The sequence below is a fragment of the Paraburkholderia adhaesiva genome (assembly GCF_021390575.1).
Lineage (GTDB): Bacteria > Pseudomonadota > Gammaproteobacteria > Burkholderiales > Burkholderiaceae > Paraburkholderia > Paraburkholderia adhaesiva.
Genome location: NZ_JAJEJQ010000002.1, coordinates 1,106,324 through 1,132,502, shown reverse-complemented (window position 1 = coordinate 1,132,502; position 26,179 = coordinate 1,106,324). Strand labels below are relative to the sequence as shown.

Below are 26,179 nucleotides of genomic sequence, written 5' to 3'. Positions count from 1 at the left end.
TGCGCTTCAACCAGGGCAGGAATCGGACATCTCTAATGAGCCAGAACCGGACATTTCAAAAAAGCCGTAACACCTGTGTCAAAGCCATTCTCAAATGTCCGCCTCCTGGCCACGTTGAAATGTCCGGGTTTACGGGCTTGAGGGTTTGTTTCTCATGGGTTACAGATCACGCAGTGTCGAAGAGCTGATCCTGAACGGGCAGGGCGCTCACGCCTGTTCCACTGTCCCTGGCAGACCGGCGGCCAGGTTTGCGGGGTGGCGGTTGCGCCTGTCTGCGTTGGGCAAGATCCACGATGACGTTCTCTACGTCGGCCTGCGTGAACTCGCGTTGCTTCTTCTTGCCCGATTGAGGATCGTTCCGACTGGTCCGGGTCGTGTCGCCGCGATGTGTTCGTGACGGAGCTTTACCGATCCGGCTGTTGTCACGTTGCGACTGGATCGCCTGTGCGACCTGAAGTACATGACTCAACCGCTTGTGTTCAACGACCGCGCCCTGATCGATCTCAGCGAGCCGATCATATTCCCGGTAGGGCAACACACGTTCGTCCGCGCGGAGTTCGATGCGACCATCCGGGTACTCCCATATCTCGATAACCTGACCAATCAGCTTCCGGTTCCCCGGCGTATCCTCCAGCAGGTACATCACCCGGTCGTACTGCACCGTGAGCGACTTCGTCACTTTGCGCGGCTCACGCCACGTGAGCACCAGATCAAGGCTCTCGTCGGCGCGCAGCGGCCGGTGAGCGTCGAACCCGCTCTTCGGCGGCTTCGCGAAACGAGCGTTGTAGGCCGCCATGAAGGAGGGGGCGTACGCATTCGCTTCGGCTACCGTGCTGATGCCGCGCAGCCTCAGTTCCTTCACCAGCCGATCCTGCAAGGTCAGGTGCGCGCGCTCGACGCGTCCCTTGGCCGAACTGCTGTTCGCGCAGAATGCGTCGATGTTCAGTTCGTACATCGCTCGACCGAACGGCGTCACGCGATTACCAGTCTTGCCCGGCACCGTAACGCGGAACACGCTGGCTTTATCGCTGTAGAACGCTCCGGGCTTGCCATGCCGTTCGATGTACGCGCGCGTCGCCTCGAAATAGCTGAAGGTCGATTCCGTCTGCGTGAAGTGCAGTTGCATCAAACGGCTCGTCGCATCGTCCACGTAGACCAGCAGCGTGCATTGCGGCGCCCGCTCTTCGAACCATCGGTGCTCGCTGCCGTCGATCTGGATCAGTTCGCCCAGACATGCCCGTCGTGCCCGTGGCTGGTAGACCTTCGGCGCACGCTGCCGTCTTGGCACCCACAGCCCGGCGTCCGTCATGAGTCGGCGCACCGTTTCCTTCGCCAGCCGGATGCAGTGGCATTCCCACAGCTTCTCGCAGGCCAGCGTCGGCCCGAAATCGGCATAGCGATCACGGATGATCGAGAGCGCCCGGTCAGCCGTTACGGCGTTCAGCCGGTTGTTGCTGGGCTTCGAGCGCCGGCGCGACACGAGACCTTGGGGTCCGTGCTCCCTCAATCGCCCAACCAGCCGCCGAATCTGCCGTGTCGTCAGTCCGAGTCGTTCGGCCGCGCGCCATGGCTTCAACTTGCCGTCAGCCACGTCCTGAATGACCTTGAACCTGTCCAGCTCCCGCATCGTCATCGTGATCCGTTCCGTTGCTGCCATCGAAAGCCTCCAGCGCTGGATTCCCAGCGGCCGGTCAGCTTACGATTGGCCCGAAAGCGGACATTTGAACTTGGCTAAAAGCGGACATTACAACTTAGCCGCTACAACCTGAAACTTCGATAATTTATCTCTAGTTAAACCGGAAAAATTGCTAACTCTAGCTGACGCTACACCCTCAGAAACCAGTCCTGACGGGCGTTAGCGAGAAGCGCCAGCTGCCGAAAACCCACGGAAATTCTTTCCAGTGCATTTGCCCAGAGATCGCGTCTCTCTTCGTCCTTAATCCGTTCGATATTAACTGTCGCTAAAACTTCAAACGGATTGGCATTAAGTATCTCTGCAACTCGCAGACAAACTTCATTATCAAATGTGCACCTTCCCGTTCGCCATCCACTTACCGACGCGCGGGTAACGTGGAGTGCCTTCGCCGCGGCATAGTCCGACGCTATTCCGAGGCAATCCTTTACCTCGTCTAGCCACTGAACAGTGGTTTTCATCTCAAACCCCTTAATAACAAACCCGACGTTAAGAGTATCCGAACGGACGAGCACTCTCAACGGATAATGCAACCGAACGTATGGTGTAACTTGACGCGTATGGTAGGTCCGAACTATCCTTCGACTGTCGTTCCGGCACCGATGACCAAACCCCATCGGCTCAGGCCCGTACAGCCTGAGAGCCGGACGACCTTGGCGTTCAAAACAGGGTTTGAAGGGGTTTGTCATGCACTACAGCTCGTTACAAATTCAGCAGCCGCGTAATGGTTTCGTAATACAAAACGCTGGCATCTGTTGCGCGCGGCGCGATGCCGCCCCGGTAAAGCTCATCCCGATGGGTAGCTCGAAACATTGCCGGATCTCCCTCGAACAGTGGTCATCGCTCGCTGCAGAGACTGAACGTCTTCGCCTGCGCATTTATCGGCGCCAGTGGGTCGTTGGTGACCGATTTTTCCTTCTCCGGTGCATCAGCGAATTTCGGCAGTGCGGCGAGCTTGAACTTTTCAACGCTTACTACTTGCTGAAGCACCAGATTGGCGACTGGCTTCACCACATGGGCGGCCTCGCAGCTGCTTGGTGATGAGCCGCGGTGCGCAACTCTCCCTCAACCTGCCGCGCGACGAGCTCGTGCCCGAACGCGACGCATTGCGGCAGGCCTACGAGCGGTGCATCGACCCGCGACACCCGATTTCATTTCCTGCTGCGCTCGAGCATCCAGCTCTTGGCCCCGTGCTGCGCATGGCCGCAGAAGCTGCTGCGCGTAAAGGAGGGAGCGGTGGTCACTGAAGCCCGATTTCTGGATCCGGCCTGGCGCTACCGTCGCGCCGCCGACACGAACGTCGGTGAAACGTTCGCCCGTGTTCGCGCCGAACAGGAACGCGAGCGCAGTCAGGATTTCGCTAGAGAGCCGGAGAGCGCGGTAACGCCTCGCGGCCAAGGCAAAGAATCAGTTTCGCGTGCTCCTTTCGTGAAGGGGTAGGGTGCGCGGGGCCCGCTACCTGGGCGGCTTCAAAGGCTCCGACACCTGTCTTTCTCGACTGTGAGCACGCGTCTCACACAAAGCGACCGGCCATGATGCCGGCGGTTCTTCGGAGAGAAGAGCGCGCAACACTGCGCGCAATGAGTAACCCTAAACATATCGAGGAACCCGATATGCAGCGTTATTTCCTTCTCGAAGAGCAGCACAAACTGCTCGAAGTTGTCGGTGGTATCAACACGCCCATCGCACGGCGCGATCACGCTCTCTTCCGTGCTCTGCTGCACAGCGGTTGCCGCGGTGGTGAGTTTCTTGCGGTGACCGTAGGCGCGACCATGCGCGCGCTGGTCGACAACTACCTCTTCATCCCGCGCGAGCACCGCAAAAAGAAAACGGTGGGCGAGGGCAGCATGCGCCGCGTCATAGCGGACGATCACAGCGTCTACGTCACCGTCCCACTGCGCGAAGCGCTCGAGGATCTGTTACGCGCGCATGCGGACACGTTGCGCGCGGCCGGACTCGAATCTGACTCCCTCGACCCCGATGCGCCGCTCGTCATTTCGCGCGAGGGCGGCGCGCTCACGATGCGCGCCATGCAACTGCGCTTCAAGGAATGGCTTGTCACAGCAGGCCTGCCGCGACACGCAACCCCTCATTGGCTGCGCCACACGCGCGCCATGAACATCATGCGCAGCTCGAGCGCACGCGATCCGCGCGGTGTCGTGAAAAGCGTACTCGGCCATCGGTCGATCGAATCAACTGGCGTGTACACCGGCGTGACGCGGGAAGAAGTCGAGTCTGCGCTGAACACGGTCGACGCGGCGCCGCGGCGCCGTCTGTCCCTTTCTGCCAAGCGTCGGGTCTACGACGCAGCGAACGCCTGAGGTTTCTCGCAATGGAAATGTTCACGATCTACATTCGCCGCCCGGACGGTCGGGTCCTGGAGTTTCACGTCAAAGCTGATGACGCGCTAGAAGCCACATTCACCGCGCTCGAGCGCTTCCAGCTCTTCTTTGTCGATACTCCTGCGCGCGTTCGGCAGACGCCATTCACCGATGAGATGCCGAAGTGGTTGCATTGATGCAGTTTGTTTCTGCCTTGTGCGTTCTCGCCGCACCCTGGCTTCTTAACAGTCCCCAGGGTGGACGGCGCTGGGGGGCGCTTCTGGGGCTTTGTGGAATCGTCGCTTATCAGCTCTCGTCGATCGGGACGGCAACGCCAGCTGAATCTCTCATCGGTGTGTTTCTCGTGATTGCGTACGGTCGCGGTGTTTACCACGGATTCATCGCAACACGACCACTTTTCCCCAGTCTCCGTTGAACAAGAAAGGGATAACCATGTGTAAAGAAACGTTCTATAACACACGTCTCATCGAAGTCTCCAACAGTGACGGTCACTCAGACCTCGTCTTCGACTACCTCGGTGAAACTCTGCGCCGCGAAACGTTCCCGGTGATCGGCTCGCGGCCGAGCCTCTGGCTGCAACCGGGCAAGGTTGGCGCCGTGATGCGTGTCCGGACGCCCTCGGCGCCGGGCGCGAAGCTGTACCGGTTCGAGCCGTATTTCGACCAGTCCCTGCGCCGGGCCTTTGAGTTCGACATCTTCGAGCATGACCGTGCGCTCGTCAGCACTGCTGGCAACCTTGAGCGGGTGGGCTGGCGCAACGACACCTATCCGGACGGCTTCCTGGCGCCTGCAGGGCTGATTCCAGGCGACCTCGGTGCCTTCATCGCGGATAAGACGGAACGCATCGAGCTTGACGTGCCCCCCGAATTTGTAGCGCTATGCGCCCAATACGGCCAGTCCGCAGAGGACGTCCTGCGCGCGTTCATCGCGGACTCAAGCGAAATCGAAAGCCTGTTCTTGAATCCGCGCGCCGACGGCTACAGCTCAAATGGAAGCGACGAGCGGCACTACGCGCGGGAATACCTCAATCGTACGTTTGGCATGTTCCCCGCCGCCTGCGCCGCCTGAGACTTCACCGCTATCGAACATCAACGCCATGACCCAGATCCCGATCGCAGTGCTCCATGAGCTCGCCGACGGCGGCCACGTCGCACGCGCATATCAGTACCTCTTCGCAGCGCGCAACGGCGCGACCCTCGCCGTACCCATGCGGCTTGTTTGGGGACCGTTCGACGGGGTTCTCGACCGTTTGCCGGTGCCCTGGGAAGAGGCGTGGTCTCTCGTCAATGCCGACCAGTTGCACGCGCGAACGTTGACTGATCGGGCAGTGCGTTCGCTGGGCGATCGCATCGCGAGATCCAACCTTTCTCACGATGAGCGTTTGCTGCGCATCTTCGTAACGGAGATTTTCCCGACCGATCCTGTCTGGAGCCATCGCCGCATGCGGCTCGATGGATGGGGCGGTCGCTGCAGGGTGTTCTTGGGCGCGCAGGGCACGCGCATGGCGTTCACACACGACTTTATTACCGACAACGAGGTACCAGCATGAACAGCGTTTGCGGCTTCTCGGGAAGCCAGATCGAGTCTATGAACCACGCCGATTTCGCTGCGGTCGGCGAAGCTGCGGAAACCGCTCAGAACAATAGCCGGGCTGAGCAATGGGCGATCGTAGAAATCTTCGGACATCAACGAATTGCGGGCCGTGTGAGCGAACAGACGCTCGGCGGATCCTCATTCGTGCGCGTCGATGTGCCCGCGTTCGATGCGATCGGCAGCCAGCCTGCCACACAGGCTTTTACGAAGCTCTTCGGCAATGGAGCGATCTACGCGATCAGTTTTGTCGATAAGGCCGCTGCGCTGACGGTAGCGCGTGGGATCCGTGTGCAGCCCATCGGGACGTACGAGTTGCGCCGCGCCATTCAGGATCTTCCCGCAATCGGTTGCTCTTCCCACCAGCATGAATTGCCCGACGGCGACGCTGGGGATGACGATCCACCGTTCTGACCATTGCCGTGAATGGAGAGTGTTGATGGTAGTCCTGTACGTCTGTCTATCGTTTCTCGTTGGTGCAGTCACCGGGCTGAATTTGTCAGTGCCCATCGTTGCATGGTGTCAGGCGCGTCAAAGAGAGAACAAAGCCTTCGAGGCGCATGAGGCCAATTGCGCGGAGGGGCAATCGTGAAAGCAATGAAAAAAAATCCTCGCTACAAAATTGAACTGCGTGATGGCGTGACGGTGCGCACGCGTGATCGTGCGGTGCTCGCCGAAGAGCTGGTTGCAGTGTTGGAGAGAACGCCAGGGCTGCCGCGTGGTCGCTTGGCGAAGGCACTGTCGGCCGGCCCTTGTATCGTCGGAGAGACACTGGAATCGCTCGAGCGAGATGGGCGTGTGGCGCGGTACCAGTCATGCGTAGCGCGCGGCCGCGACGACGACTGCTGGCGCACAACTGGTCCCGAAGATACGGAACCGGCGCCTTGTTTCGGGGGCGCCGAGACTCTCGCCGGTTTGCGTGTAGCCGCGCGCGAGATTGGCTTCGGGGTGCGGACATGAGCGAACAATCGAGCATCGAATGGTGCGATGCCACGTTTAATCCGTGGATCGGCTGTACTAAGATCTCGCCGGCCTGCGATCATTGCTACGCCGAATGCAGTACGCCGGCTCGCACACTCCGTGTTCAGTGGGGGGCAAAGGCCGAGCGACATCGGACGTCATCTGTGAACTGGCGTCAGCCAATACGCTGGAACGCACAGCACGAAGCGTTTCATGCGCAGCATGGCCACCGGCGTCGGGTGTTTTGCGCGTCGCTTGCCGATGTGTTCGACAACCACGTCCCGGACGATTGGCGTGCTGATCTGTTCGACCTGGTCGCGGCCACGCCCAATCTCGACTGGCTGATACTCACAAAGCGAATCGGCAACGTTGCAGCGATGCTGCCGTATGACTGGACGTGCCGGCGCAGAGGATGGCCAGCTAACGTCTGGCTTGGCATTACCGTCGTCAACCAGGGTGAAGCGGACCGCGACATACCCAAACTACTGGCCGTGCCTGCGCGCGTGCGCTTCCTGTCGATGGAGCCGCTGCTCGGCCCAGTCTCCCTCAATGCCGACTGGCTTTCACCGGCGCCGTTCTATTGCGATGAGCGCGACGCAGGTATCGATTGGGTCATTGTCGGCGGAGAGAGTGGGCCCGGCGCCCGGCCAATGGGCGCGCGTTGGGTGCGAGAGTTGCGCGACCAGTGCGCACGCACCCACGTGCCATTCCTGTTCAAGCAATGGGGAGAATGGGCGCCCGCGAGGATGCACAGTTCTGGCGATCCCGGCCGCTTCGCGTATGGCGACTACGACTTTGACCCTGTCGCGCTCCATGAGGTTTACGGCTATCCGCGCCAGTTTACGATGTTCGGTGCACGCGCGGTGCTCGAGCGCGTCGGAAAGAAGGCCGCTGGCCGGCTGCTCGACGGTCGCGAGCACAACAACTTCCCGGCGGACTGGTCATGAGCCGCGATCGAGTTATCACGACGCCCCCGGTATTGCTGCTCGCTGCCAGCGCCTCCACGACCGCCGTTTTCTTATCGGCGGTGGCTGGCTGGCAACGCGGTGGCTGGATCGTCGAACGCGCGCTGTGGGTCGCTGTGGGCATCGTGCTGGTGACCGCGGCTCATCTGTTGCCCGCACTCTGCAAGCCGCAGGGCAGGGGCTTGCGCGCTGTCGGCATGGTTATCTGGAGCGGTTGCCTCGCCGCCACCTGCTACGGGCACGCCGTGTTTTTCATCATGGCGCAGAGGCATGCGGGCGAGCTACGTACCGCCGTCGTTCCGGTCGTGACAACAACCGGACGTGACCTTGGGGCGATTGAGCGTGACCGTGCAGATGTATTGGCACGACTGGTTCGCGTAACCGAACGTCGCTGCGTCGAGCCGTGCTCGGCGTTGCGCATCGAGCGCGCGACCGTCACCGCAAAGCTGGAAGCGATCGATGCCGAGCGGGGAGAAGCGCACCGTGCCGAGGCAGAGCAAGACCGCGCGGCGGCTGCGCGCACCGCAGCGCTCGCTGATCCTGTAACCGGCGCCATGACCGCCTTCGGCATGTCGGCCGCCCGTGCCGACCTTGTGACCGGCGTGGTGTTCGCCGGCGTGCTCGAAGCCGTTGCGTGCTTCAGTTGGCTACTCGCCCTGCGTCCTGCGACTGTGACTCGCACTGTGACTGAAATCCCGGTAACGCCTGCCCAGCAAGGGAGTAACACACTACCGGTCACGGCAGCCATACCTATATCCGCCCCAGTCACAGCCGAGTCCGCGCCGTTACTTAAGTTGCCCGTCGTTGAACAAGCCGACGACGTGACGCGAGTCACGGCGGCCGTAACAACTGGCGAGCTGCGCGCGACTGTAACCGAGATCCGCAAGTTCTTGGGTTGCTCGCAGGCGCGCGCAGCGGCAGTCCGCAAGCAGCTTGAACTTCAACCCACTCAGTGAACCGCCAAGCACGCGACCGCAACAGCAATGAGGAATGAACCAATGGATGCGAAGAAACTGGAACAGGTCCGCGCTGATCGCGGCGAGATGGAGAAGTTCAACGAATGGCGTGATGAGTTCAGAGCTGAGCATGGACACGCGCCGGATGTCGTGGACGCTTGGCAGGCTCATGCCGCTCTCCATTCCGATGTAGCGCAAGGGCCGCAAGAACTGGCATTGCCAAAGCTCGCGGAAGGCGAGGAGTTCGTATGCGAAAGAGGATGTGGCACCACGACGCCCGAGCGATACGACTTCGAGTACTCGCGCGAAGAATTCCCGGACGGGCGGGTTGAGACCAAGACTCAGAAGGCGTGGCGCTCGGCATGCTGCCGATCGGACGTGATGGTGTACAGCAACATGGCTGACACCTTTACGCCGATCGAGAACTACGCTGCTCCCGTCGCCCCTGCTGCGGTAGCGCCGCGCGAGCACACCTATGTGAGCACGCAGGCGACTAACTGCGCCCGCTGCGGCGAGCACAAGCACACACCGCTGCGTATCGACTGGATGGGCGGTTACGTCTGCCTCGCCTGCATCGATAAGGAACTGGAGGCGCGTGATCCGGCAGCACAGCCCGACGAGCACATTCAGGCCGCCGCATCCATCATCGCGAACGCAATGCTCGGGCAAGCGAAGATAGAAGATGTGCGCGAGGTCGAAGCGATCCTCTACGAGTACTTCCCAGTTGCCTCAGCGCAGCCCGACGAGCGCGCGGCGTGGGATGGCGACAGTGAAGAAAGCCGTGCGGCGTTTCGTTATTACGATGCCGAATATCCTGTTGCACATCGGTCAAATTGGCAAATCTGGCGTGACGCATGCGCGTGGCAGGCTGCCCGCGCGACATCCCAGCAAGCAATCTCGAGAGACGAGCGGGCGGCAATTCGCCATGCGGCACTGGAGGAAGCGGCGCACGCGTGCGAGCAATTGGCATGTCGGCCCGAGTTTGGGCCCGAAATACAAGACAGGATGCTTCACGCCGCTGCAAAGACGATTCGCAAATTGAGCACCCGTGCGGCAGTACCGCACGCCGGGGCGACGCTCATAGATGGACGGCCCGAAGATTCGAGCACCAAGTCCGCACCTTTAGTTGCGGGCGACCACGACGCGCAACCAGTCGGCGATCGGCTCACCGTCGCGGCGATCAACGCGTTGCGCAGCTACCAGTACGGTAATGCCGCGCCCGATCTTGCGCGTGCAGTGGCCGATGAACTGTCCGCCGCACGCCGTTGCATCCTCGAAACACCCAGAGGCGAATGTTGAATCCCACATTACACGCCGATATCGTCAAACGCCTGCTCATCGATTTTCAGTTTCAATCGAAAGCCGAGGGTGCCTGGTTGCAGCAGGGTGTCTGTCCGCAATGCGGCAAAAAAGAACTGTTCACGCGTGTCGAAACGCCTTGGGTTGTCCGCTGCGGCCGGGCCAACAAATGCGGTTGGGAAGTACATGTCAAAGAACTCTACCCGGATCTGTTCGAAAGCTGGTCAGACCGCTACCCGCAAGCGGAGACGCAACCGAATGCCGCGGCCGACGCCTATATGCAACATGCCCGCGGCTTCGACATAGCGGCCGTTCGCGGCTGGTACACACAGGAGTACTACCACGACAGCAAGAAGAACATCGGGTCAGCGACTGTACGGTTTGGACTTCCAGGAACGTATTGGGAGCGTCTCATTGATCGCCCGGAGCGGTTCGGAAAACAGAAGGCGCGCTTTAAGCCGGGCGGGAGCTATGGCGGGATGTGGTGGAAGCCCCCAACTCTGAATCTCTACACGGCTGAAGAAATATGGTTTGTCGAGGGTATCTTCGACGCGATTGCGCTGTATCTGCACGGTGTTCCCGCCGTCGCGCTGCTCTCGTGCAACAACTACCCGGAACAGGCGCTCGTCGACCTGCTGAAAGGCGGCGAAGGGCGGCGCCGACGCCTCGTTTGGGCGCTCGACGGCGATCGTGCGGGGCGCGGCTACACAATGAAATGGGTGCGGCGGTCACGCGAAGCCGGTTGGGAGAGCGTTGCGGCGCAGATTCCGCAGCCCCCCAAGGGTAAGCTGGATTGGAACGACCTACATCAGCGCGATCGGCTCGAGGCAGACGATCTCGATACGTACCGCTACCACGGCTCGCTGCTCATCGCCGATACTCCGCTGGAAAAGGCGCTACTGATCTACCGCCGGCACAACGCTCGCGAATTTGCGTTCGACCACGGGCGCCGCCTGTACTGGTTCAAGCTCGACATGGACCGGTACGACAAGGCGCGGGATATCGCCGACGAACAACCAGGACTGGATGCCGACGGCAAACGTGACTACGCGCTCAACGAGGCGGGCGCTGTTGTGCCGATCTGCAACTGCATGCCGACAGCGCTCTATTTCCAGGCGAACGCGCTTACCGACGAGAGCTGGTACTACTTCCGCGTCGAGTTTCCGCACGGCGGCGCGGCGGTAAAAAACACCTTCACAGGTGCGCAGATCGCGTCAGCGGCCGAGTTCAAAAAGCGCTTGCTGGCGATCGCGCCGGGCGCTTTCTATACCGGCAGCAGTGCGCAGCTAGACCGGTTGCTCGAGCGCCAGATGCGTGAAATCAAGTCCGTGCAGACGGTAGATTTTGTGGGCTATAGCCGAGAGCACAGATGCTACGTTTTCAATGATGTTGCGATCAAGGATGGCCAGATCCACGAGCTCAACGATGAAGACTTTTTCGAGGTCGGGAAGCTGAGCGTCAAAACGCTGAACCAGTCGGTAGCCTTGTCGATCAACCGGGATTTGCAGGCCTTTCACGACAACTGGGTCGAGCTAATCTGGCAGTGCTTCGGCCCAAAGGGTTTCGTCGCGCTCGCCTTCTGGTTCGGATCGCTGTTCGCTGAGCAGATCCGCGCGGAGCACAAGAGCTTCCCATTCCTCGAGGTAGTAGGCGAACCGGGCGCAGGCAAGTCCACGCTCATCGAATTCCTGTGGAAGCTGTTCGGCCGGCGTGACTACGAAGGATTTGACCCGTCGAAGTCGTCGCTTGCCGCGCGTGCGCGCAATTTTGCGCAGGTATCCGGCATGCCCGTGGTGCTTATCGAGGCAGACCGCAGCGAAGACACAGCGAAGGCCCGATCGTTCGATTGGGACGAACTGAAGACCGCATACAACGGCCGCAGCGTGCGCGCGATCGGCGTAAAGAACGGAGGCAATGAAACACGTGAACCACCATTCCGCGGCGCCATCGTCATCAGCCAGAATGCGACCGTCTCGGCCAGCGAAGCGGTGTTGCAGCGGATTGTTCACCTCGACTTCGACAGAAGCGGGCAAACGCCCGCGACGAAGCGCCTCGCGGAGGAGCTTGAGCGCACGCGCCCTGAAGACGTAAGCGGTTTCCTGCTACGCGCAGTGGCGCGTGAGGCCACCATCATGGAAACGTTTGAAGCACGCGCGCCAGAGTACGAGACGCACCTGCAGGAGCACTCCGAGATCCGTAGTATGCGCATCGCGAAGAATCACGCCCAGCTGATGGCGCTCGTCGACGCGCTCGCGCTTGTCGTGCCGCTATCCGCCGAGCGGTTGCAGGCCGTGCACCAGACGATAGTTGAGCTCGCGATCGCACGGCAGCGGGCCATCAGCGCTGACCATCCGCTCGTACAGGAATTTTGGGAAATCTTTGACTATCTCAACGGCGACCCTGATGAGCCGCGGTTGAACCACTCGATAGACCAGAGCCTTATCGCGGTGAACCTCACGCATTTCGTGCAGGAGGCGGGCGACCGTCGACAACAGGTGCCACCGTTGGTCGAACTGAAGAAGCACCTGCGGCTCAGCAAGGGCCGCAAGTATGTCGACGCCAAGGTCGTGCGCTCGGGGCTCCGCACGCGCGATCCAGGCAATAGGCGGATACCGGAGGTGCTGCACTGCTGGATCTTCCAGCGACCGTAGCGCGCGGCGGCGCTCTGCCCACGAAGGGGCTGCACTCGTGTGCAGCCCCTTTTCTATTGCGCCGCTGTGAATTCCATCAATAAATGCGACTAGAACACAACGATCCGCGCGACTGCGATATCTCATCGTCAGAAATGACGATGGCCGCGGTCATCGTCGGAAGTAGCGATGCTGGCCACCATCGGCGTTTCTGACGATGAAAGATCCAGCAGGCATTCCATGATCGCAGCCCGCTCCAGCGGATCGAGCTTGGCTAGCTTCGCTTGCCACCTGGCTTTCTTCCGCTTAATGCGCTCGCGCTCACGGAAGTTGCTGCCCAGGTAGCGCAGATCATGCAGTTGAGCCGGCTCGGGGTAGTTCATCCAAAGCCGTTCGATGGCGATGCCGCCGCGCGTCATCGCATTGAAATCCACGGTTCTCCAAAACGCCAAGGGAGAGCTGTCATAGATCGTTGAGCTGTATCCCGACACCATCACCGCGCAAGGTAGGTCAGCCAGTACATCGAGCAGACGCACATGGTCGTCGTCGTCGTATTCGTGACGATAGATCTTGCCGCCGCGCCGGGCGTCCATCACGTAGGGCGGATCGACGTAGACGAACTCGGAGCCGGTGAACGAGTGGGACGCCAGCCAGGCCACGGCGTCGCCGTGGCGCAGCTCTAGGCCAGGCACGTCGAGCTGCTGCCAAGCCTTGATAACCTCCGGATCAACGTCGATACCGATGCTGCGCGCAGCGGGCCGCTTGCGCTCCAAGATGTTGCCGCCGCCCAAGTGCGTTTCAATGTAGGTGTCGTGAGGCGGGATGTTGTTGATGATCGTCTGGTAGACGCCGGCACCGCCCTTGCCGCCGGGGTATCGCATGGCCTTCTTCCTGAAGTAAATCCGGGGACATGTCCAGCATCGTCAAAAATGACGATGCTGTCAAGGGGCGCGGTGCCCCATCGCTAAAAGCAGCGATGCTGCAGCATCGCCAGGCCTGACGATGGAGGCCTCCGAGCCTCCGGATCTTTCATCGTCAGAAACGCCGATGGTGGCCAGCATCGCTACTTCCGACGATGACCACGGCCATCGTCATTTCTGACGATGAGATCTCGCAGTCGCGCGGATCGTTGTGAAATAGCACTGAACGCTGTCGAATCGCGTTGAGCGTTGGAAACGTCAACCGCCGCTCCGCATCGACGCCGACCAGCAAATGAACATCGCGTCACGATCCGCCGAGCGCCACCGGCTAAAAAAGTTGGCCTCCGGAAAGACCTTACATCTCTAACACGGTAACTGAATCAATCAATTAATCCATGAAATTCAATGGGTTGAGATAATGTCTCAACGTTAACAATTTTCTAACTTCAACCTAACATGTAAGAAAATAAACTTCTTACTCTCACCCGAATACACACCCTTTAAAATCAATGGGTTGCAACATGTAAGATTTTTCGTAAGGTCATGTTAGGTTAGATACCTTACGGAATTTCATTCGAAAATTCAGATGCTTAGAGCCCATGAGACGGTGTCGTTAGAGATGTAAGGCGTTTCCGTTGTCGAACTGCCACGCGCCTGTCCGGAGACGTCGATTGGATATGCAGGGCTGCGCGGATGGCGACCGCCGGTGAGCGACGGCCGCTGTGCCATGATTTGTGCAGGGGGAATCCATGCTTAGTGAGATCCGGCGTTTTGCCGACTACAAACGCCACGTCGAGGGGAGGGCGCAACGTACCGTTGACGCATACTGCGCCGCGCTCACGCGGCTGCAGACGTTCCTTGCCGAGCGCGATTTCCGTCGCGTCACGCGAGATGACCTCGAGCTGTTTTGCGGCCTCTGGCTGCATAAGCAGGGAGTAACGGCGCGGTCGCGCCGGCCGTATATTGCGGCCGTCCGTGAGTTCTATCGCTGGCTGCACCGAGAGGGGGCTTTAGCCGCCGACCCGTCGGCGGATCTCGTCTACCCGCAGACCGGCTATCGCGTGCCGCGCGCGTTCACGCTCTCGAGCGCCGAGCGACTGATGTGGGCACCAGACTTCAACACATTCATAGGCGTCCGTGACGCTGCGATGCTGTCGCTAATGGTGGGCTGCGGTTTGCGGGTGTCCGACGTTATCAGGATGAATGAGTCGCACCTCCTCACAACCGAATATCGCGGCGAGACGCGGATGGTGGTGCGGCCGGTAGGCAAAGGCAATAAAGAGCGGCTCGTGCCTGTGCCGAAGGAAGCCGAACTCGTGATCCGGCTGTACCTTGAGCATGACGGGCTGGCCGAGGTCGACCGAGAGCTGCCGGACGGCGATCGCGTGCTTTTCGTCAGCACGTGCAACCGTGTCGTGCAGGAACATGAGTACTGCGGAGAGCGCCGACGCCTGTCGGCAAAGGCCGTGTGGCGCATGATCCAGGCGTATGGTCAAAAGACGGGTATTCCCGAAGAGCAGTTGCATCCGCACGCGCTGCGCCATCTGTTCGGCACGGAGCTTGCCGAGGACGACGTCGACCTGCTGGTGCGCTCCGAGTTGTTGGGGCACGTAGACCCGAAGACCACGCAGATCTACACCTCGCTCGCGCTGCGCAAGAAGACCGGCGTGGTTGACCAGTCGGGGCCGCTCGCGAAAATCCGGACGCCAGCTGGCGACTTGCTTGCACGCCTTCGGCGCGAGTAGAAATCAAAATATCTCGCAGGGAGCTCCGACCGTGGTCTCAGTCTGCTACCGCAGCCTGCTCAAGAACTTCCGCCGCCCATTGATTAAGGCTGACACCACGCGCCGCTGCTGCGGTCGCTGCAGCGTGGTGCGCGCCTGGCGACAGGCGCATGACGAACTTCCCGGAATATTGCTTGTAGGGCTCGACGCCACGGCGCCTACATTCTTCGAGAAAAACATTCAGCGACTGCTCGCCTTCCCGATGCAGCCCGGCGACGTCCGTCGCATAGAAGTCGGCCCCACCGTTCAGACCGACAAATTCACCGCGGAACATTTCAATCTCAGGGTCGTAGGCGACGATGGCCTTCTGACCACCGATTTGCATGATATTGATCATGGCTTCACTCCATTGTCTTCAAACCACTTTCGCAGCGACGCGACTGCACCTTTGTCCAGATCCGGCGAGGGGTGCGGGCGGTGCATTACCTTCACCTGTTCGAAAAGGAAAATTGCCACGCGTGAACCCTCACGCTCCTCCAGTTCCGCTCCCAATTCGAGCATGAGTGCCACGGCGTCGTTCCACTTGACTCCCGCTGGCGTCGGGCGGGAAAAAATGTGCTGCAGCGTCTTCTGGTGTTTGGCTCTCATGCGAAAGATGATACTAAATTTTAGTATCACAGGCAAGCGCGCGCAGCCCTCCAATCGCGCCTCTCGCCACGCGTTGCGCCATCCAATAGCGCCATACAACGCCTCTTGCCGGGCCCTCGCATTCCCCGGAAACCTTTATGGCGTAAGGCGTTTGTGCATCACCCAAACTTGTTACAATATCAGGCAAACTCTGATTTCCCGCATTATGAAACGCGACCATCCGGCCTGGATTCGGTCCGCCTGTCAGTATTCGAGGCTCCTCAGACCCCTTTCTGAGACCCAACGGCCTCACGTTCCCTTTGCCTTCCCAGTTTCGCCTTCTCGAAGAAAGCGAAACTCGATCCATGTCCTGCCGCACGTAGAGGTCCGTCATGACCGATGAAAAGCGAAACTCAATACCCGAAAGCGCACAGCTCGAGCTGGATCTGGCTGCGAACACGGGTGTTTCAGCCTTACGAGATAGGGTGGGGGGTCGGATGACAGCGCCCCGGCGCCTGCCAGGGGGGGGCGGGTACCAGGATATCTGCACGGGTTTGAAGTTCGGGGCAGAGCCCCGCGATCCGCGCCTCGCCGAACTCGCTGCGATGCGGTTGCCGCCGTTTTGGCTCGAGCTGGCCGACTTGCTCGGCGCGGAGGTGTTTCTCGCATTGTGGCGGCTCGTCGATGCCTCGCCGTACGTGCAGGCGAAAGGCAGCATGCTGCAGCTTCCGGAGATGCGTCCGTACCGCAGCTATCTTCGTTTCCAGCGTAACGCGTGGCTGGCCGAGCTTGCGGAGCACGGTTGCAGCACCACGGAGATCCGGCGCCGCGCGCGCGAACAAATGCATTGGCCGATAGAGGACGTTACCTACCTACGGCAGCTGATCGAGCGTCACGCGACAGCCCGCCAGACTTTTTCGCCACGTGATGCGGCGTGACCACTCGACAATCGGGCCGCCGTCGAGGGGACTCTACTGCCGCGATTGCATGTCCGTCGTGGACGGGAAGTAGTACACCCGCAGAATTTCCCCCCCTTTTTTTGAGGCACATGGTCGCCGCATGATGTGGGCCAGTTCACTCTCTGGCCGTTCCCATGCCTGCGAAATCACGCGCCGCGAAGGCGCCCTCCGAACTAAGCGAGGTCACCTTTCGCTGTGCCCGTTGTCGCCATGAATTCAAGGCGGCGCCGCACCGCGTCGACGATGCTCCAGATCTCGAACACCACCCATACAGCTATTTCTGCCCGTGCCCCATCTGTGACGAGGAGGCACAGCAGGCGCCGTGGGAACGGGGCCTGCTGAAGGCCTGGACGCGAGCCACCGGGCCGCGCACTGCGGAGGGAAAGGCGGCTGTGACCGAAAATCTGGCCGGTCACCCAACGCCGGAAGAGACCAGGCGCACGCGCTTCAATGCGATGAAGCATGGTCTCTACGCGAGGACGGCACGATATTTTCCGGCGAAGCCCGACGGCTACGCTTTCTGCGCGAGTTGCGAGGTGAGTCGCACGTATTGCTCAGCACAGCCAGCCTGCGTCAAGCAGACCGAAATATTTATGCTCCACCACGCCGCATTCGATCAGAAGCGGCCGGAAGTGCTTGGCTCGATGTACGCCGACTTTCAGGCGAGCTTGATGGCGATCCTGCAGCAACTGGTGCAAACCGTGATCGCCGACGGCGTGAAAATCTCGCGACCGTGCTTTGACTTCGATAAGGAAGGCGGTTTTCACCTCGCCGAATACATGGAAGACGGCGAGATGAAGCGGATCATGGAAATCAGCGCCCACCCGCTCCTGAAACCGCTTGCGGATCTGCTATCGAAAAACAACCTTTCGCTCAGCGACATGGGCATGACGATGCGTACGGCCGAAGATGAGCCGCGTCTACTCGGTCAACTGCAAACCGATGCCGCGCCACAGCTTACCGACGCGCAATATCGCGAACGACAGCTCAGCGCGATCGAATCGCTGCGAGAAAAGATGTCGCGCGCGCGTGCCCGCGTTGAATCGGATCCTGTCTATCGGGACGTCATGCGGGAAGATGGTGGCGATGTCATTGACGTTGAGGCCAAAGACGTATGACCCGCATCTCAGCTGCCCAGCGTATCCAGGTATCGAACAATGCTGAGGTCGAGATCATGCGCTATCGCGACGATCACGGACTCTGGCATAAGCACGTTCACGGCGTCGAGCTGGATTCGATGCAGGTACTGAAGTGCCTGGAGATGGATCTACACCCGAACACCATCGACGTGTCGTGTCGCCGCACCGGAAAGACCGCTGTAAAGGAGATGTACGCGTTGCGCTTCAACGCGCTGAACCCGCATCAGGAAGTGGGAATCGTTGCACCACGGCAGCAGCAGTCGCAAACGAATCTGCAGTACCACCTCGACGCCATACGCCGATCGCCGATCCTGAAGGCCTACATCGCCTACCGGAGCGGCCGCGAGCAGTTGAGCGACACGCGCTATCAGTTCGTGAACGGCAGCAAGGCGCTCGCCTACGGCATCATGAGCCAGATCGACGGCGACGCGTTGTCATTCGCGTCCGTCGAAGAGGTCGACGATATGCCCGCCGATCGCCTGCTTTCGCGCTTCATGCCGATGCTTGGCTCAGCGCGCCGCCTCGGTGTATCGCGCGATGTCGCGTTCAAACCCCAGGTACGAATCACGGGAGTTTTCAAGGGCGCCGACGTCATTCAGAGCATGATTGACTCGAAGCAGTACCATCTGCTGCCAGCGGTAGACGTTTACATGGGCATCGAGCTCGGCATCCTCAACGAGCAGTTCATGCTCGATATGCAGGCTCAACTGCCCGAAGGCGAGTATGTACGGCAGTTTCTGTGCAAGAACGTCAGCGCGCGAAACCTCATCTGGGAGACCTACATCCGTAGCGCGCGCTCGGTCGGCCTCAAAGCTTCGCTTGAGATTGCCGAGCCGCTGCCGGGCATGCAATACCGCAAGCGCGGCCTGATTTCGTTCGGCTATGACCACTCGGGCCATGGCGAAAATCCGCACGCTTCACGCTCGGCGCTCGTTGTCTGCGAGCAAATTGGCAACTTCGTCACGTTTCCTTTCGTGCGCAGCTGGGCGGCGGGCACGGACGACAACGTGGTCCGTCGCGATCTTGTCGGTGCGTGGCGCTACTTCCGGCCCGAGTATGCAATCGGCGATGCGTACGGTGTCGGCATGCTCACGTCTGTGAATGATGACCTATACCGCGAAAGCCTTACCGAGATCGATCGCCGCACGATCGGAGACGGCGAGAGTACCGCGAGTACATGGTCGCAATGGCCTTTGGCGCCGTTGCGCTTCGAGGGCATGACGAAGCACTCGATGGCGGGCGCGCTGCGCGCAGCGTTCCACAACGAGCAGGCTGCAATACCGTTCTTCGACGATGACGGCGAGATCATGCGCGCGGCGGCCGACGCCAATCCGCACTGGCGCACAGGCGCGGTCGCCGTCGATACCGCAACGATTGCCGATTTCCGGCTGTTCACCCGGCAGCTCGGCAACATCAAGGCGATGGCCAACCGCACAGCCAGTTACCAGAGCTACAAGATGGCAAACCCCAAGATCGGTGATGACTTTTTCGACGCGGCGTGCGCCGGGGTCTGGGCGCTGACCACGCGAGGCGCGGAGGCTATCCCGCCGATCATCATCGCGCGGGCAGTGTCGCGCGCTGACATGCTGCGCTCAGCGCTCACGCCCGCGGGCATGGGCTCCTACGGGAGAATTGCACAATGAATCCGATACAAGACATCTGGAACCGCCTGCGTGGCCGTAGCGCCTCGAGCGCCATGACTGGCGTTGGCGACACTGGCGACGTTGGTGTGCCTGCCGCTGCGGCACAACGCTCGAGCGGCACCCTGATAGCGCCGGCCGGTACCAATCCGTTTGCGCCGGAGTCTGGCGTTTTTCCAGACGCTCAGCTGGGCGCCGCCGCGACAGATACAACGGAGCAGGGGCTACGCGTCACGCCGGAAAACCGCCTGCGCTATCTCTACCGTTGGATGTACCCGGACCCGTCCCTCCGGCAGGCAATCCTCGATGTGAGACAGATGGACCGTACCGACGGACGGGTAAAGCAGATTCATTCACGCGTCGCGCGCGACATCGTGAAGGGTGGCCTGACCCTGCAAATGGCGGTGCCGTCGCCACGCCTGCAGCGCCAGTGGGACCGTTTTCAGCGTGCCCTACAGCTCAATCGCATGGACAAGCTGAAAAGCGATGCGCGCGGACTGTTGATGGAGGGCAATCTGCCGTATCAGTGGGTTTTCGACAAAGACACGATGAACATCGTCGGTGGCGTGCGGATGCCCAGCGAGACGATTGCGCCAAACGTAGGCGTCAGTGGCCGTTTCATCGACGTGAACGACGCGTATCACCAGATCGACATGGTGACCGGCACCATCTGTGCCCGGTTCGCGCTCTGGCAATTGCTGCTCGTGCGTTTCGATCCCGACAATTTCGACGATATGGGATGCATGGGCAGGCCGTATCTCGACGCCGCACGCACGACATGGCGCAAGCTCGCGATGACTGAAGAGGATCTTGTCATACGTCGCGACCAGCGCGCGCCGCTACGCTTCTCGCATGTGCTTGAGGGCGCGTCCGACGAAGACATGAAGCGGTACCGCGCCGACGTCGAGAGCCGGGGCGGTGAGATCACCACCGATTTCTACCTCAACAGGAAAGGGCAGGTCACCGCACTTCAAGGCGACGCCAACCTCGACCAGATCGGCGACGTGGTGCATCTGCTCGACACGTTTTTTTCAGGTTCACCTTTGCCGAAGGGCCTTGCTGGCTATACGGAAGGTCTGAACCGCGACATTCTCGAAGACCTCACGACACAGTATTTCGATGAGGTCGACGTGCTGCAGGACACGATCAGCTTCGCGTACGAACAAGGCTTCCGGCTGCAATTACTCCTGCAGGGCGTGAACCCCGACAATTTCGACTTCAAGGTCGTCTTTGCCGAGCGTCGCACCGAGTCGCCGAATCAGGCTGCAGATCGTGGCCTCAAGCTGCAGGCGCTCGGTGTACCGCAGGACGTCATTTGGGAACAAGTCGGGCTCAACGCGGCCTACATCAAGTCGCGACAGGCCCCGAGCAGCGCGGATTCTAACGCCCCCAACGGCGCCGCGACGAAAGGCGTCGCGCCGCCGGCACCGAACGCGGTACAACCGACCGCACCGACCGGAAAGCCCGTGGTACGCATCGTGGAAGGCGGAGCATCGAAAGGCGAGAGCGCAACGGCTATTTCCAGCGGGTGATCTACCCAAAATCCCCCCCTTTTTTTCGTGTTGCTGCTCTTCGAAACTCGACGGCGATGACCCCGGTCCGGCGGCGGGGTTCACGCCTCGCACCCGCCTGGCGCCGTCGCCGGATCACTTTTTCGAGGAGTCGCAATGTCACATCGCGCCGCGGCGGAGCCGCGCGTCATCAAGCTGTCCGAAGGAACAGCCCAAACGATTCGCGTGCTCAGCGCCATCGAGGAACTGTCGACCACCTCTGGATCGTGGGTCACGCTCACGCGTACGGGTACCTTCACGGACCCTCGCTACGGCACATTTACCATCACGCCGAAGATGCTGCAGGACATGATCGCCAACTTTGAGGCGGGCGTCGTCGGGCAGGACATCTTTATCGACGTTGCGCACTGTCCGAGCAATGGCGCTGCAGCAAAAGTATTGAAGCTCGCCATCGATGGCGATCGTCTGCGCGGGCAACTCGACTGGACGCCGTTCGGGCGTCAGGCTGTTCGCGAGCGCGGCTTTCGCTATCTCTCGCTCGAGTATTCCGAAAACTGGCGCGATAACGAAAAGGGTGACGCTCACGGGCCCGTCATGCTGGGCGCCGGGCTCACCGTGCGCCCAGTCATCAAGAACCTCGAGCCCATCATGCTGGCCGAAGACGTTGCGAGTGAGCATGCCGGCCCGCTGCTACTGCAGAACGACGCCCAATCCATTCTTCTCTCCGAGATCACGAACATGTGGAAACAACTGATCGAGCGCCTGCGCAAGTTTGCCCAAGAGCGCAAGCTTTCCGAGATCGCGACCGACCAGCTCATCGCGCTCGCCGAAGCGTCGCTGAAGCCCGTCACCGATGAAAAACAGGCTACGGTGCTAATCGAGCGGTTCGAAGGCAGCGTGAAGACGCTCGCCGAGGCGCAGCCAACACCTACTGGCGGCGCACGCGATGGTCAGCCTGCAGCGAACGTGGGAGGTTCGACGCTCACCGAAGAAGACGTGCGCCGAATCCTCTCGGAGACGCACGAGCAGCGCGAAGAAGGCATGCGTCAGCTTGTCGAACGCCGTACTGCGAATGTGCGGCAACTGCAGGAAACGATCGATGGCGCGAACGGAATCGACGAAGCGTTACGTCGCGAGCTGTTTGAAAACATCAAGGATCTCGTCACGGCAGAAATGAAGCCTGAGCAGGTGCGCAAGCTCGCCGAGGCACAGATCGCGAGCGGAAATCGCCTCGTTGCCGCACGGCAGCTTGCGAATATGGGGTTTGTGACGCCGACCGGCAATGTGCGCGTTCAGGTTGTCGACGACAGCTCGCGTCGTCTCGCCGATATATATCGCGACCAGTTGCGCCGCACCGGTAACCGTGACCTCGTTTTCTCCGACCAGTCCTCATCGTTCATCACGAAGGTGCTGGCGCAATTCGACGCGAACCATGCGTCAGAGGTCGATGCAGAAGTCCGCTTACTGTCGAGCGGCGGTCCGCTGCCGTACCAGACTGACATGCAGCGCACAAATCTGCCGGTTGGCTTCCAGCGCGAAGTGATCCGTCAGGCGCTGCAGGATCTCAACATCCTCGAGCTGGTTCAGACGCTGACCGACTTCAACGCGACGGCGACGACGCAGATTCCGTATGAAGAGCGAGACACGAGCGAGCTGTACGGGGACGGGGTCGTATTCGAAGGTTCACCGATTCCGCGCGCGTCGATCAACCAGAAGATGGATCTCGCGTATGTGCTTCCCATGAAGCTTGGCCTGCTGATCACCAACGAAGTGGTCTATTTCACGCGGAATGGCCCGCTCGACTGGGATGCAATGGCTCGCAATATCTGGTCGAATTCGCGGATCATGCGCGAGCGCATTGCACGACGCATCACCAACGAGCTTCAGCGTGCGTCGGATGCCTATCTCGCGGCCGACGTAACGGACGAAGCCGTCCAGCCCGACGCATCCGGGCTCATCAAGACGGCAAAGTTCCCGATCGTACGGCCATATCAGGCCTATGATCTCTCCGGCAACGCCGTGTCGAACCCGCAGAATCCGGTCACGTTGAAGATCGGCGGCGAGGATGTTTCCCCGTATGACGGCAGCGGCACCCAGGATGCCGGGCTGTATTACCGCCTTGTCAACGTGAATCTCGGCTATGTCCAGCTCGTAGATCAAACGGGTGCAGCTGCGGCCGGCGCCGCTGGAACAATGTCGTACTCCAGTGCGACAAACATCGCCAAGGTTGACCTCGACGTGCCGAACGGATCGACCCAGGAAAAGCAGTTGAACAAGGTCCTGCAGACCTTCGGCGCGCGCAAGGCGATGCTCAACTCGCAGCGCTTCGTCACCCCCGACTACTGTCTCATGAGCCCCACGCTCAACGACACGGCGACGAACGCGGAACAGTTCTACGCCTTCATGCAGAAGACGGGCACGGACACCGACAAGCAGGGCGATCTGCAGTCCATCAAGGGTGTGCCGGCCTACGGCACGAATGCGCCAAACATCGATCTCGGAGACGAGCGGATTCTCATCGGCCAGCGCAACCTGCTCGGCTACGTGGTCACTAAGCCGTGGTCGATGACCGAGCCTTTCCAGGCGGTCGATCCCGCAACGGGTCGCGCGGTCGGCAAGCTGCAGGCGTACGGCGAAGAGTACAACGCCATCAAGATTCCGCAGCCGCTGCAGAAGTACATGACCTCTGTGCTCGTCTATTCGTTCAGCAATCGCTGAGCGCCTGACCGAGCACATCTCCGGAGAAAGCCTTGAAAACGATCGCGTACTACAACGATTCGCCGAAGTACGTGCACATCGGTGCGACGATGGTGCCCCCACACGAAACCCGGGAAGTCGATGCCTCGCTCGTGCCCAACGCAAAGGCGGCAGCGGTGCCTGCTGCACGGCCGGCGGATAGCGGCACCGGAACGGCCGACAAGCTCGGCGCGTTGCTTGCGCGCACGGTGGACGACGTGCGCAAGGCACTGTCTGGCCTGTCCGGCGACGAGCTGACCGAACTCGAAAAGCGCGAAGCCGCTGCGCAGACGCCCCGCAAGGGCGTGCTGGACGCTGTCGCCGCCGAGCAACTGAAGCGCGCCGCGGCCTGAGCATGTCGGGAAGCATGAGCCGCGCCGACCTCACCGCCGACTTCGAAGCGGCGCTGCACGATGCGATCTCAATCTTCAACGCGGATCGCACGTCGGCGTTCGACGAGGATATCGCAGCGGCCGTGAAGGCGGCCGGCCCAACCGGATCGACGAAAGAAGAGAATCTGTCGCGGATGCTCAACATCGCCGCGCTCGACTTCTCTCGCTATCGGCAACGCCACATGTATGGACAGCTCGCGCTGCAGGCTGGCGTCAACCTCTACCCGGCACCAGACGACCTCTATCTGTACATTGGCAGCGACTGGGGGCGTCAGGCAGCGCGGGATGAGCCCTGGAACCTGCCGCGCGCGCTGCGTCACCCCATGGTGGTCGAGCTGCTCGAAACGGGCGTTCCAGCGCAACGCTTACTTCGCTTTTCGCCGGGACCTACCTCACAACACCTCATTGTCTTTGGCGTGACCTTCCCTTATTCGTACGATGCCCGTCACGTCATCGGTGACGACGCCACGGGCACGACGATCCGTCCTGAGGACCGCGACCTCCTGCTCCTGCGCGCGGTCACTGAAGCACTGCGCGAGATCTCGCTGCGCGACGCCTGGAAGCCGGGCAGGATGCGCGATGGCCTGAACGCGTCGCCGCGCAACCAGACGATGTCCGCGCTCTATGAGAAGTTCCGCACGGAGTGGGACATGCGCATCAACCGGGTGGCCGCATGAGCAGCACGCTGAAGATCGTGGTCGATGCGCAGCGCACGTTGCAGGAGCTGCGCGCGCTGCCACACGTGGCGCGGCGCGTAGTCGCTTCGGCGCTCTGGGCAGCCGCCCAGGAGACGGTGCGCATCGAGAAAGCCGAAGCGCCCGCCGCCGGGGGCGTCCTGCAGCGCTCGATCCGCGCGCGCCGGGAAACGACACTCGGCTACGCCGTCGCGCCCGAAGCGCCGTATGCGCAGTACGTCCACACCGGCACGCGGGCGGGCTACATGCCCCCGCTTGAGCCGCTGATTGCGTGGGCGCGTCGCCAGCGGCTGAATGCGAGCGGCGGCCGGTTCCGGTCGACAAGCCACGCCGGTGCAGGCGACGTGCTGGCCACCGCGAAGGCGTTGCAGTGGCACATCAAGGCCCACGGCACGAAGGCGAATCCGTTCGCCGATCGCGCAGCCCAGAAGGCGATTCCGCGCACGCATGAGCTCGTACGCCTCGCAGTCGGCCGGCTCACCCTCGGAGGGAGAACGTAATGGCTGTCGAAGTGCGCAGCGCGCAGGGCCAGTACCTGCAGGCGCTGGCTGACGGACTGGCGAAGACATTCCCGCGCCGGATCGTCACGCGCGAAGTGCTCGATTATGCGAAGCGCCCGCTCGACGACATAAGGCGGGGCGTCTACACCATCGTGTCGGCCGGACGCCCGAAGGCCGACTGGCCGATGCAGGCGGTCGAGTTTCTCGTCGTCGGAGAGGTGCTACTGCCCGAGGGCCGGACGGGCGCGGATGTGGAGGAGGTCGAGCTGCGCATGCTCGACGAGCTCGTCGCGTACCTCGAGGGCGTAAAAGGTCTCGGCATCACGCTGGGTGCAGCCGACCAGAGCATGCAGATCGAGGCGCCGTACGGCTGGGTGAAGCTGGCCGGCACGGCGGGGCCGTTCGATGCCACGCAGTGGCTCCGGCCGGACGTGGTAGATCCGGTCGGCATCAATCCGTTCCAGAAATTTTTTACGGACGTCGACATTCCGCCGTTCTGTGCGTCCGTCGTGCATGACGACTGGCTGCGCGAAGCGGGCGACAAACCCGACTACTCGAAAGGTCAACCCGACCTGCAGATGCAGGCCAACATGCCAGGGAGCACTCAATGAACCGGATCCTTGTGAAGCCCAAACCCGGGCGCGTGGTATGGCTGCCGGACGGCTCCGGCAGGCTGCCTGAAGCCGGCAAGACCGTCACGCGCAACGGTTACTGGACGCGCCGCGAGCGCGACGGCGATATCGACGTGAGCGAGCCACCAGCGCAGACACAGCCGGCCGCGAAAGCCGCCGCTCCGCAGGCCGCGCGGGCCGCTTCAAAGAAGGCGGTCACGTCGGCCACACCACAGCCGCCCGACCCCGACAACGGGTAACCCTTCGCCCGCCGGGCGCCAACAGGACAG

The 26,179-nt window shown here is 61.1% G+C and carries 27 protein-coding genes; 22 read left to right on the top strand and 5 right to left on the bottom strand.

The features are described 5' to 3' along the window. Positions 1-166: 166 nt before the first annotated feature. Positions 167-1,657 carry an ISNCY family transposase gene (locus tag L0U80_RS20725; RefSeq protein WP_233869316.1) on the bottom strand — a complete coding sequence of 497 codons (1,491 nt, stop codon included), beginning with the start codon at positions 1,655-1,657 and terminating at the stop codon, positions 167-169. Between the two features lie 167 nt (positions 1,658-1,824). Beyond that, positions 1,825-2,154 (bottom strand): hypothetical protein, encoded by a 330-nt coding sequence (locus L0U80_RS20720; protein WP_233869313.1) that lies wholly within the window; start codon positions 2,152-2,154, stop codon positions 1,825-1,827. 226 nt (positions 2,155-2,380) lie between these two features. On the opposite strand from L0U80_RS20720, the gene L0U80_RS20715 reads away from it, so the two are divergent. The 11 genes from L0U80_RS20715 (at position 2,381) to L0U80_RS20665 (ending at position 12,456) form a co-directional block, all read left to right on the top strand. Further along, complete coding sequence (locus L0U80_RS20715; protein WP_233869310.1) at positions 2,381-2,734, top strand: hypothetical protein; 354 nt, start codon at positions 2,381-2,383, stop codon at positions 2,732-2,734. 572 nt (positions 2,735-3,306) lie between these two features. After that, positions 3,307-4,014, top strand: coding sequence for a tyrosine-type recombinase/integrase (locus L0U80_RS20710; protein WP_233869307.1), 708 nt, complete (start codon positions 3,307-3,309; stop codon positions 4,012-4,014). A gap of 11 nt (positions 4,015-4,025) precedes the next feature. After that, a complete protein-coding gene (locus L0U80_RS20705) occupies positions 4,026-4,211 on the top strand; it encodes a hypothetical protein (RefSeq protein WP_233869304.1) in 186 nt (61 codons plus the stop codon). Between the two features lie 235 nt (positions 4,212-4,446). Beyond that, entirely contained in the window at positions 4,447-5,103 is a 657-nt protein-coding gene (locus tag L0U80_RS20700; protein ID WP_233869301.1) for a hypothetical protein, read from the top strand. Between the two features lie 28 nt (positions 5,104-5,131). Beyond that, entirely contained in the window at positions 5,132-5,584 is a 453-nt protein-coding gene (locus L0U80_RS20695; RefSeq protein ID WP_233869298.1) for a hypothetical protein, read from the top strand. Next, on the top strand, positions 5,581-6,039 hold the full coding sequence (locus tag L0U80_RS20690; protein ID WP_233869295.1) for a hypothetical protein: 459 nt from the start codon (positions 5,581-5,583) through the stop codon (positions 6,037-6,039). The genes L0U80_RS20695 and L0U80_RS20690 overlap by 4 nt, the downstream gene beginning before the upstream one ends. A 174-nt stretch (positions 6,040-6,213) precedes the next feature. Further along, positions 6,214-6,585 (top strand): hypothetical protein, encoded by a 372-nt coding sequence (locus L0U80_RS20685; protein ID WP_233869292.1) that lies wholly within the window; start codon positions 6,214-6,216, stop codon positions 6,583-6,585. Then, complete coding sequence (locus L0U80_RS20680) at positions 6,582-7,532, top strand: phage Gp37/Gp68 family protein (RefSeq protein WP_233869289.1); 951 nt, start codon at positions 6,582-6,584, stop codon at positions 7,530-7,532. The genes L0U80_RS20685 and L0U80_RS20680 overlap by 4 nt, the downstream gene beginning before the upstream one ends. A 32-nt stretch (positions 7,533-7,564) precedes the next feature. Continuing rightward, positions 7,565-8,506, top strand: coding sequence for a hypothetical protein (locus tag L0U80_RS20675; protein ID WP_233869286.1), 942 nt, complete (start codon positions 7,565-7,567; stop codon positions 8,504-8,506). A gap of 42 nt (positions 8,507-8,548) precedes the next feature. After that, positions 8,549-9,805, top strand: a complete 1,257-nt coding sequence (locus L0U80_RS20670) for a hypothetical protein (protein ID WP_233869283.1) — start codon at positions 8,549-8,551, stop codon at positions 9,803-9,805. Next, positions 9,799-12,456 carry a toprim domain-containing protein gene (locus L0U80_RS20665; protein WP_233869280.1) on the top strand — a complete coding sequence of 886 codons (2,658 nt, stop codon included), beginning with the start codon at positions 9,799-9,801 and terminating at the stop codon, positions 12,454-12,456. Before L0U80_RS20670 ends, L0U80_RS20665 begins: the two co-directional genes overlap by 7 nt. A gap of 128 nt (positions 12,457-12,584) precedes the next feature. On the opposite strand, the gene L0U80_RS20660 is transcribed toward L0U80_RS20665, so the two are convergent. Continuing rightward, positions 12,585-13,316: a DNA adenine methylase gene (locus L0U80_RS20660; RefSeq protein WP_233869277.1), complete on the bottom strand. Its 732-nt coding sequence runs from the start codon at positions 13,314-13,316 to the stop codon at positions 12,585-12,587. A 773-nt stretch (positions 13,317-14,089) separates the two neighbouring features. Here L0U80_RS20660 and L0U80_RS20655 point away from each other — a divergent pair. Further along, positions 14,090-15,100, top strand: a complete 1,011-nt coding sequence (locus tag L0U80_RS20655) for a tyrosine-type recombinase/integrase (RefSeq protein ID WP_233869274.1) — start codon at positions 14,090-14,092, stop codon at positions 15,098-15,100. Positions 15,101-15,137: 37 nt separating this feature from the next. On the opposite strand, the gene L0U80_RS20650 is transcribed toward L0U80_RS20655, so the two are convergent. Both L0U80_RS20650 and L0U80_RS20645 read right to left on the bottom strand, forming a co-directional pair. Then, positions 15,138-15,476: a type II toxin-antitoxin system HicB family antitoxin gene (locus L0U80_RS20650; RefSeq protein WP_233869271.1), complete on the bottom strand. Its 339-nt coding sequence runs from the start codon at positions 15,474-15,476 to the stop codon at positions 15,138-15,140. After that, a complete protein-coding gene (locus L0U80_RS20645) occupies positions 15,473-15,649 on the bottom strand; it encodes a type II toxin-antitoxin system HicA family toxin (RefSeq protein ID WP_308444875.1) in 177 nt (58 codons plus the stop codon). The genes L0U80_RS20650 and L0U80_RS20645 overlap by 4 nt, the downstream gene beginning before the upstream one ends. A 449-nt stretch (positions 15,650-16,098) precedes the next feature. Between L0U80_RS20645 and L0U80_RS20640 the strand changes: the two genes are divergently transcribed. The 10 genes from L0U80_RS20640 (at position 16,099) to L0U80_RS20595 (ending at position 26,149) form a co-directional block, all read left to right on the top strand. Further along, on the top strand, positions 16,099-16,644 hold the full coding sequence (locus tag L0U80_RS20640; protein WP_233869267.1) for a hypothetical protein: 546 nt from the start codon (positions 16,099-16,101) through the stop codon (positions 16,642-16,644). Positions 16,645-17,258: 614 nt separating this feature from the next. Then, positions 17,259-17,783 (top strand): hypothetical protein, encoded by a 525-nt coding sequence (locus L0U80_RS20635; protein ID WP_233869264.1) that lies wholly within the window; start codon positions 17,259-17,261, stop codon positions 17,781-17,783. Continuing rightward, positions 17,780-19,447, top strand: coding sequence for a hypothetical protein (locus tag L0U80_RS20630; RefSeq protein WP_233869261.1), 1,668 nt, complete (start codon positions 17,780-17,782; stop codon positions 19,445-19,447). Before L0U80_RS20635 ends, L0U80_RS20630 begins: the two co-directional genes overlap by 4 nt. Further along, positions 19,444-20,976: a hypothetical protein gene (locus L0U80_RS20625; RefSeq protein WP_233869259.1), complete on the top strand. Its 1,533-nt coding sequence runs from the start codon at positions 19,444-19,446 to the stop codon at positions 20,974-20,976. The genes L0U80_RS20630 and L0U80_RS20625 overlap by 4 nt, the downstream gene beginning before the upstream one ends. A gap of 135 nt (positions 20,977-21,111) precedes the next feature. Continuing rightward, complete coding sequence (locus L0U80_RS20620; RefSeq protein WP_233869257.1) at positions 21,112-23,673, top strand: phage protease; 2,562 nt, start codon at positions 21,112-21,114, stop codon at positions 23,671-23,673. Positions 23,674-23,705: 32 nt separating this feature from the next. Beyond that, on the top strand, positions 23,706-24,044 hold the full coding sequence (locus L0U80_RS20615) for a hypothetical protein (protein WP_233869254.1): 339 nt from the start codon (positions 23,706-23,708) through the stop codon (positions 24,042-24,044). A gap of 14 nt (positions 24,045-24,058) precedes the next feature. Continuing rightward, positions 24,059-24,760, top strand: coding sequence for a hypothetical protein (locus tag L0U80_RS20610; protein ID WP_233869252.1), 702 nt, complete (start codon positions 24,059-24,061; stop codon positions 24,758-24,760). Next, on the top strand, positions 24,757-25,278 hold the full coding sequence (locus L0U80_RS20605) for an HK97 gp10 family phage protein (protein WP_233869249.1): 522 nt from the start codon (positions 24,757-24,759) through the stop codon (positions 25,276-25,278). The genes L0U80_RS20610 and L0U80_RS20605 overlap by 4 nt, the downstream gene beginning before the upstream one ends. Then, a complete protein-coding gene (locus tag L0U80_RS20600; protein WP_233869246.1) occupies positions 25,278-25,889 on the top strand; it encodes a hypothetical protein in 612 nt (203 codons plus the stop codon). The genes L0U80_RS20605 and L0U80_RS20600 overlap by 1 nt, the downstream gene beginning before the upstream one ends. Next, a complete protein-coding gene (locus tag L0U80_RS20595) occupies positions 25,886-26,149 on the top strand; it encodes a DUF2635 domain-containing protein (RefSeq protein WP_233869243.1) in 264 nt (87 codons plus the stop codon). Before L0U80_RS20600 ends, L0U80_RS20595 begins: the two co-directional genes overlap by 4 nt. Positions 26,150-26,179: the final 30 nt, after the last annotated feature.

What these genes read in the sequence shown, in the direction of transcription:
- L0U80_RS20630 (WP_233869261.1), top strand. Translation starts at nt 17,780, where the DNA reads ATGACCCGCATCTCAGCTGCCCAGCGTATCCAGGTATCGAACAATGCT.
- L0U80_RS20665 (WP_233869280.1), top strand. Translation starts at nt 9,799, where the DNA reads ATGTTGAATCCCACATTACACGCCGATATCGTCAAACGCCTGCTCATC.
- L0U80_RS20715 (WP_233869310.1), top strand. Translation starts at nt 2,381, where the DNA reads ATGCACTACAGCTCGTTACAAATTCAGCAGCCGCGTAATGGTTTCGTA.
- L0U80_RS20640 (WP_233869267.1), top strand. Translation starts at nt 16,099, where the DNA reads ATGACCGATGAAAAGCGAAACTCAATACCCGAAAGCGCACAGCTCGAG.
- L0U80_RS20720 (WP_233869313.1), bottom strand. Translation starts at nt 2,154, where the DNA reads ATGAAAACCACTGTTCAGTGGCTAGACGAGGTAAAGGATTGCCTCGGA.
- L0U80_RS20605 (WP_233869249.1), top strand. Translation starts at nt 24,757, where the DNA reads ATGAGCAGCACGCTGAAGATCGTGGTCGATGCGCAGCGCACGTTGCAG.
- L0U80_RS20625 (WP_233869259.1), top strand. Translation starts at nt 19,444, where the DNA reads ATGAATCCGATACAAGACATCTGGAACCGCCTGCGTGGCCGTAGCGCC.
- L0U80_RS20725 (WP_233869316.1), bottom strand. Translation starts at nt 1,657, where the DNA reads ATGGCAGCAACGGAACGGATCACGATGACGATGCGGGAGCTGGACAGG.
- L0U80_RS20620 (WP_233869257.1), top strand. Translation starts at nt 21,112, where the DNA reads ATGTCACATCGCGCCGCGGCGGAGCCGCGCGTCATCAAGCTGTCCGAA.
- L0U80_RS20600 (WP_233869246.1), top strand. Translation starts at nt 25,278, where the DNA reads ATGGCTGTCGAAGTGCGCAGCGCGCAGGGCCAGTACCTGCAGGCGCTG.
- L0U80_RS20705 (WP_233869304.1), top strand. Translation starts at nt 4,026, where the DNA reads ATGGAAATGTTCACGATCTACATTCGCCGCCCGGACGGTCGGGTCCTG.
- L0U80_RS20650 (WP_233869271.1), bottom strand. Translation starts at nt 15,476, where the DNA reads ATGATCAATATCATGCAAATCGGTGGTCAGAAGGCCATCGTCGCCTAC.
- L0U80_RS20710 (WP_233869307.1), top strand. Translation starts at nt 3,307, where the DNA reads ATGCAGCGTTATTTCCTTCTCGAAGAGCAGCACAAACTGCTCGAAGTT.
- L0U80_RS20610 (WP_233869252.1), top strand. Translation starts at nt 24,059, where the DNA reads ATGAGCCGCGCCGACCTCACCGCCGACTTCGAAGCGGCGCTGCACGAT.
- L0U80_RS20680 (WP_233869289.1), top strand. Translation starts at nt 6,582, where the DNA reads ATGAGCGAACAATCGAGCATCGAATGGTGCGATGCCACGTTTAATCCG.
- L0U80_RS20660 (WP_233869277.1), bottom strand. Translation starts at nt 13,316, where the DNA reads ATGCGATACCCCGGCGGCAAGGGCGGTGCCGGCGTCTACCAGACGATC.
- L0U80_RS20690 (WP_233869295.1), top strand. Translation starts at nt 5,581, where the DNA reads ATGAACAGCGTTTGCGGCTTCTCGGGAAGCCAGATCGAGTCTATGAAC.
- L0U80_RS20635 (WP_233869264.1), top strand. Translation starts at nt 17,259, where the DNA reads ATGCTCCACCACGCCGCATTCGATCAGAAGCGGCCGGAAGTGCTTGGC.
- L0U80_RS20695 (WP_233869298.1), top strand. Translation starts at nt 5,132, where the DNA reads ATGACCCAGATCCCGATCGCAGTGCTCCATGAGCTCGCCGACGGCGGC.
- L0U80_RS20670 (WP_233869283.1), top strand. Translation starts at nt 8,549, where the DNA reads ATGGATGCGAAGAAACTGGAACAGGTCCGCGCTGATCGCGGCGAGATG.
- L0U80_RS20595 (WP_233869243.1), top strand. Translation starts at nt 25,886, where the DNA reads ATGAACCGGATCCTTGTGAAGCCCAAACCCGGGCGCGTGGTATGGCTG.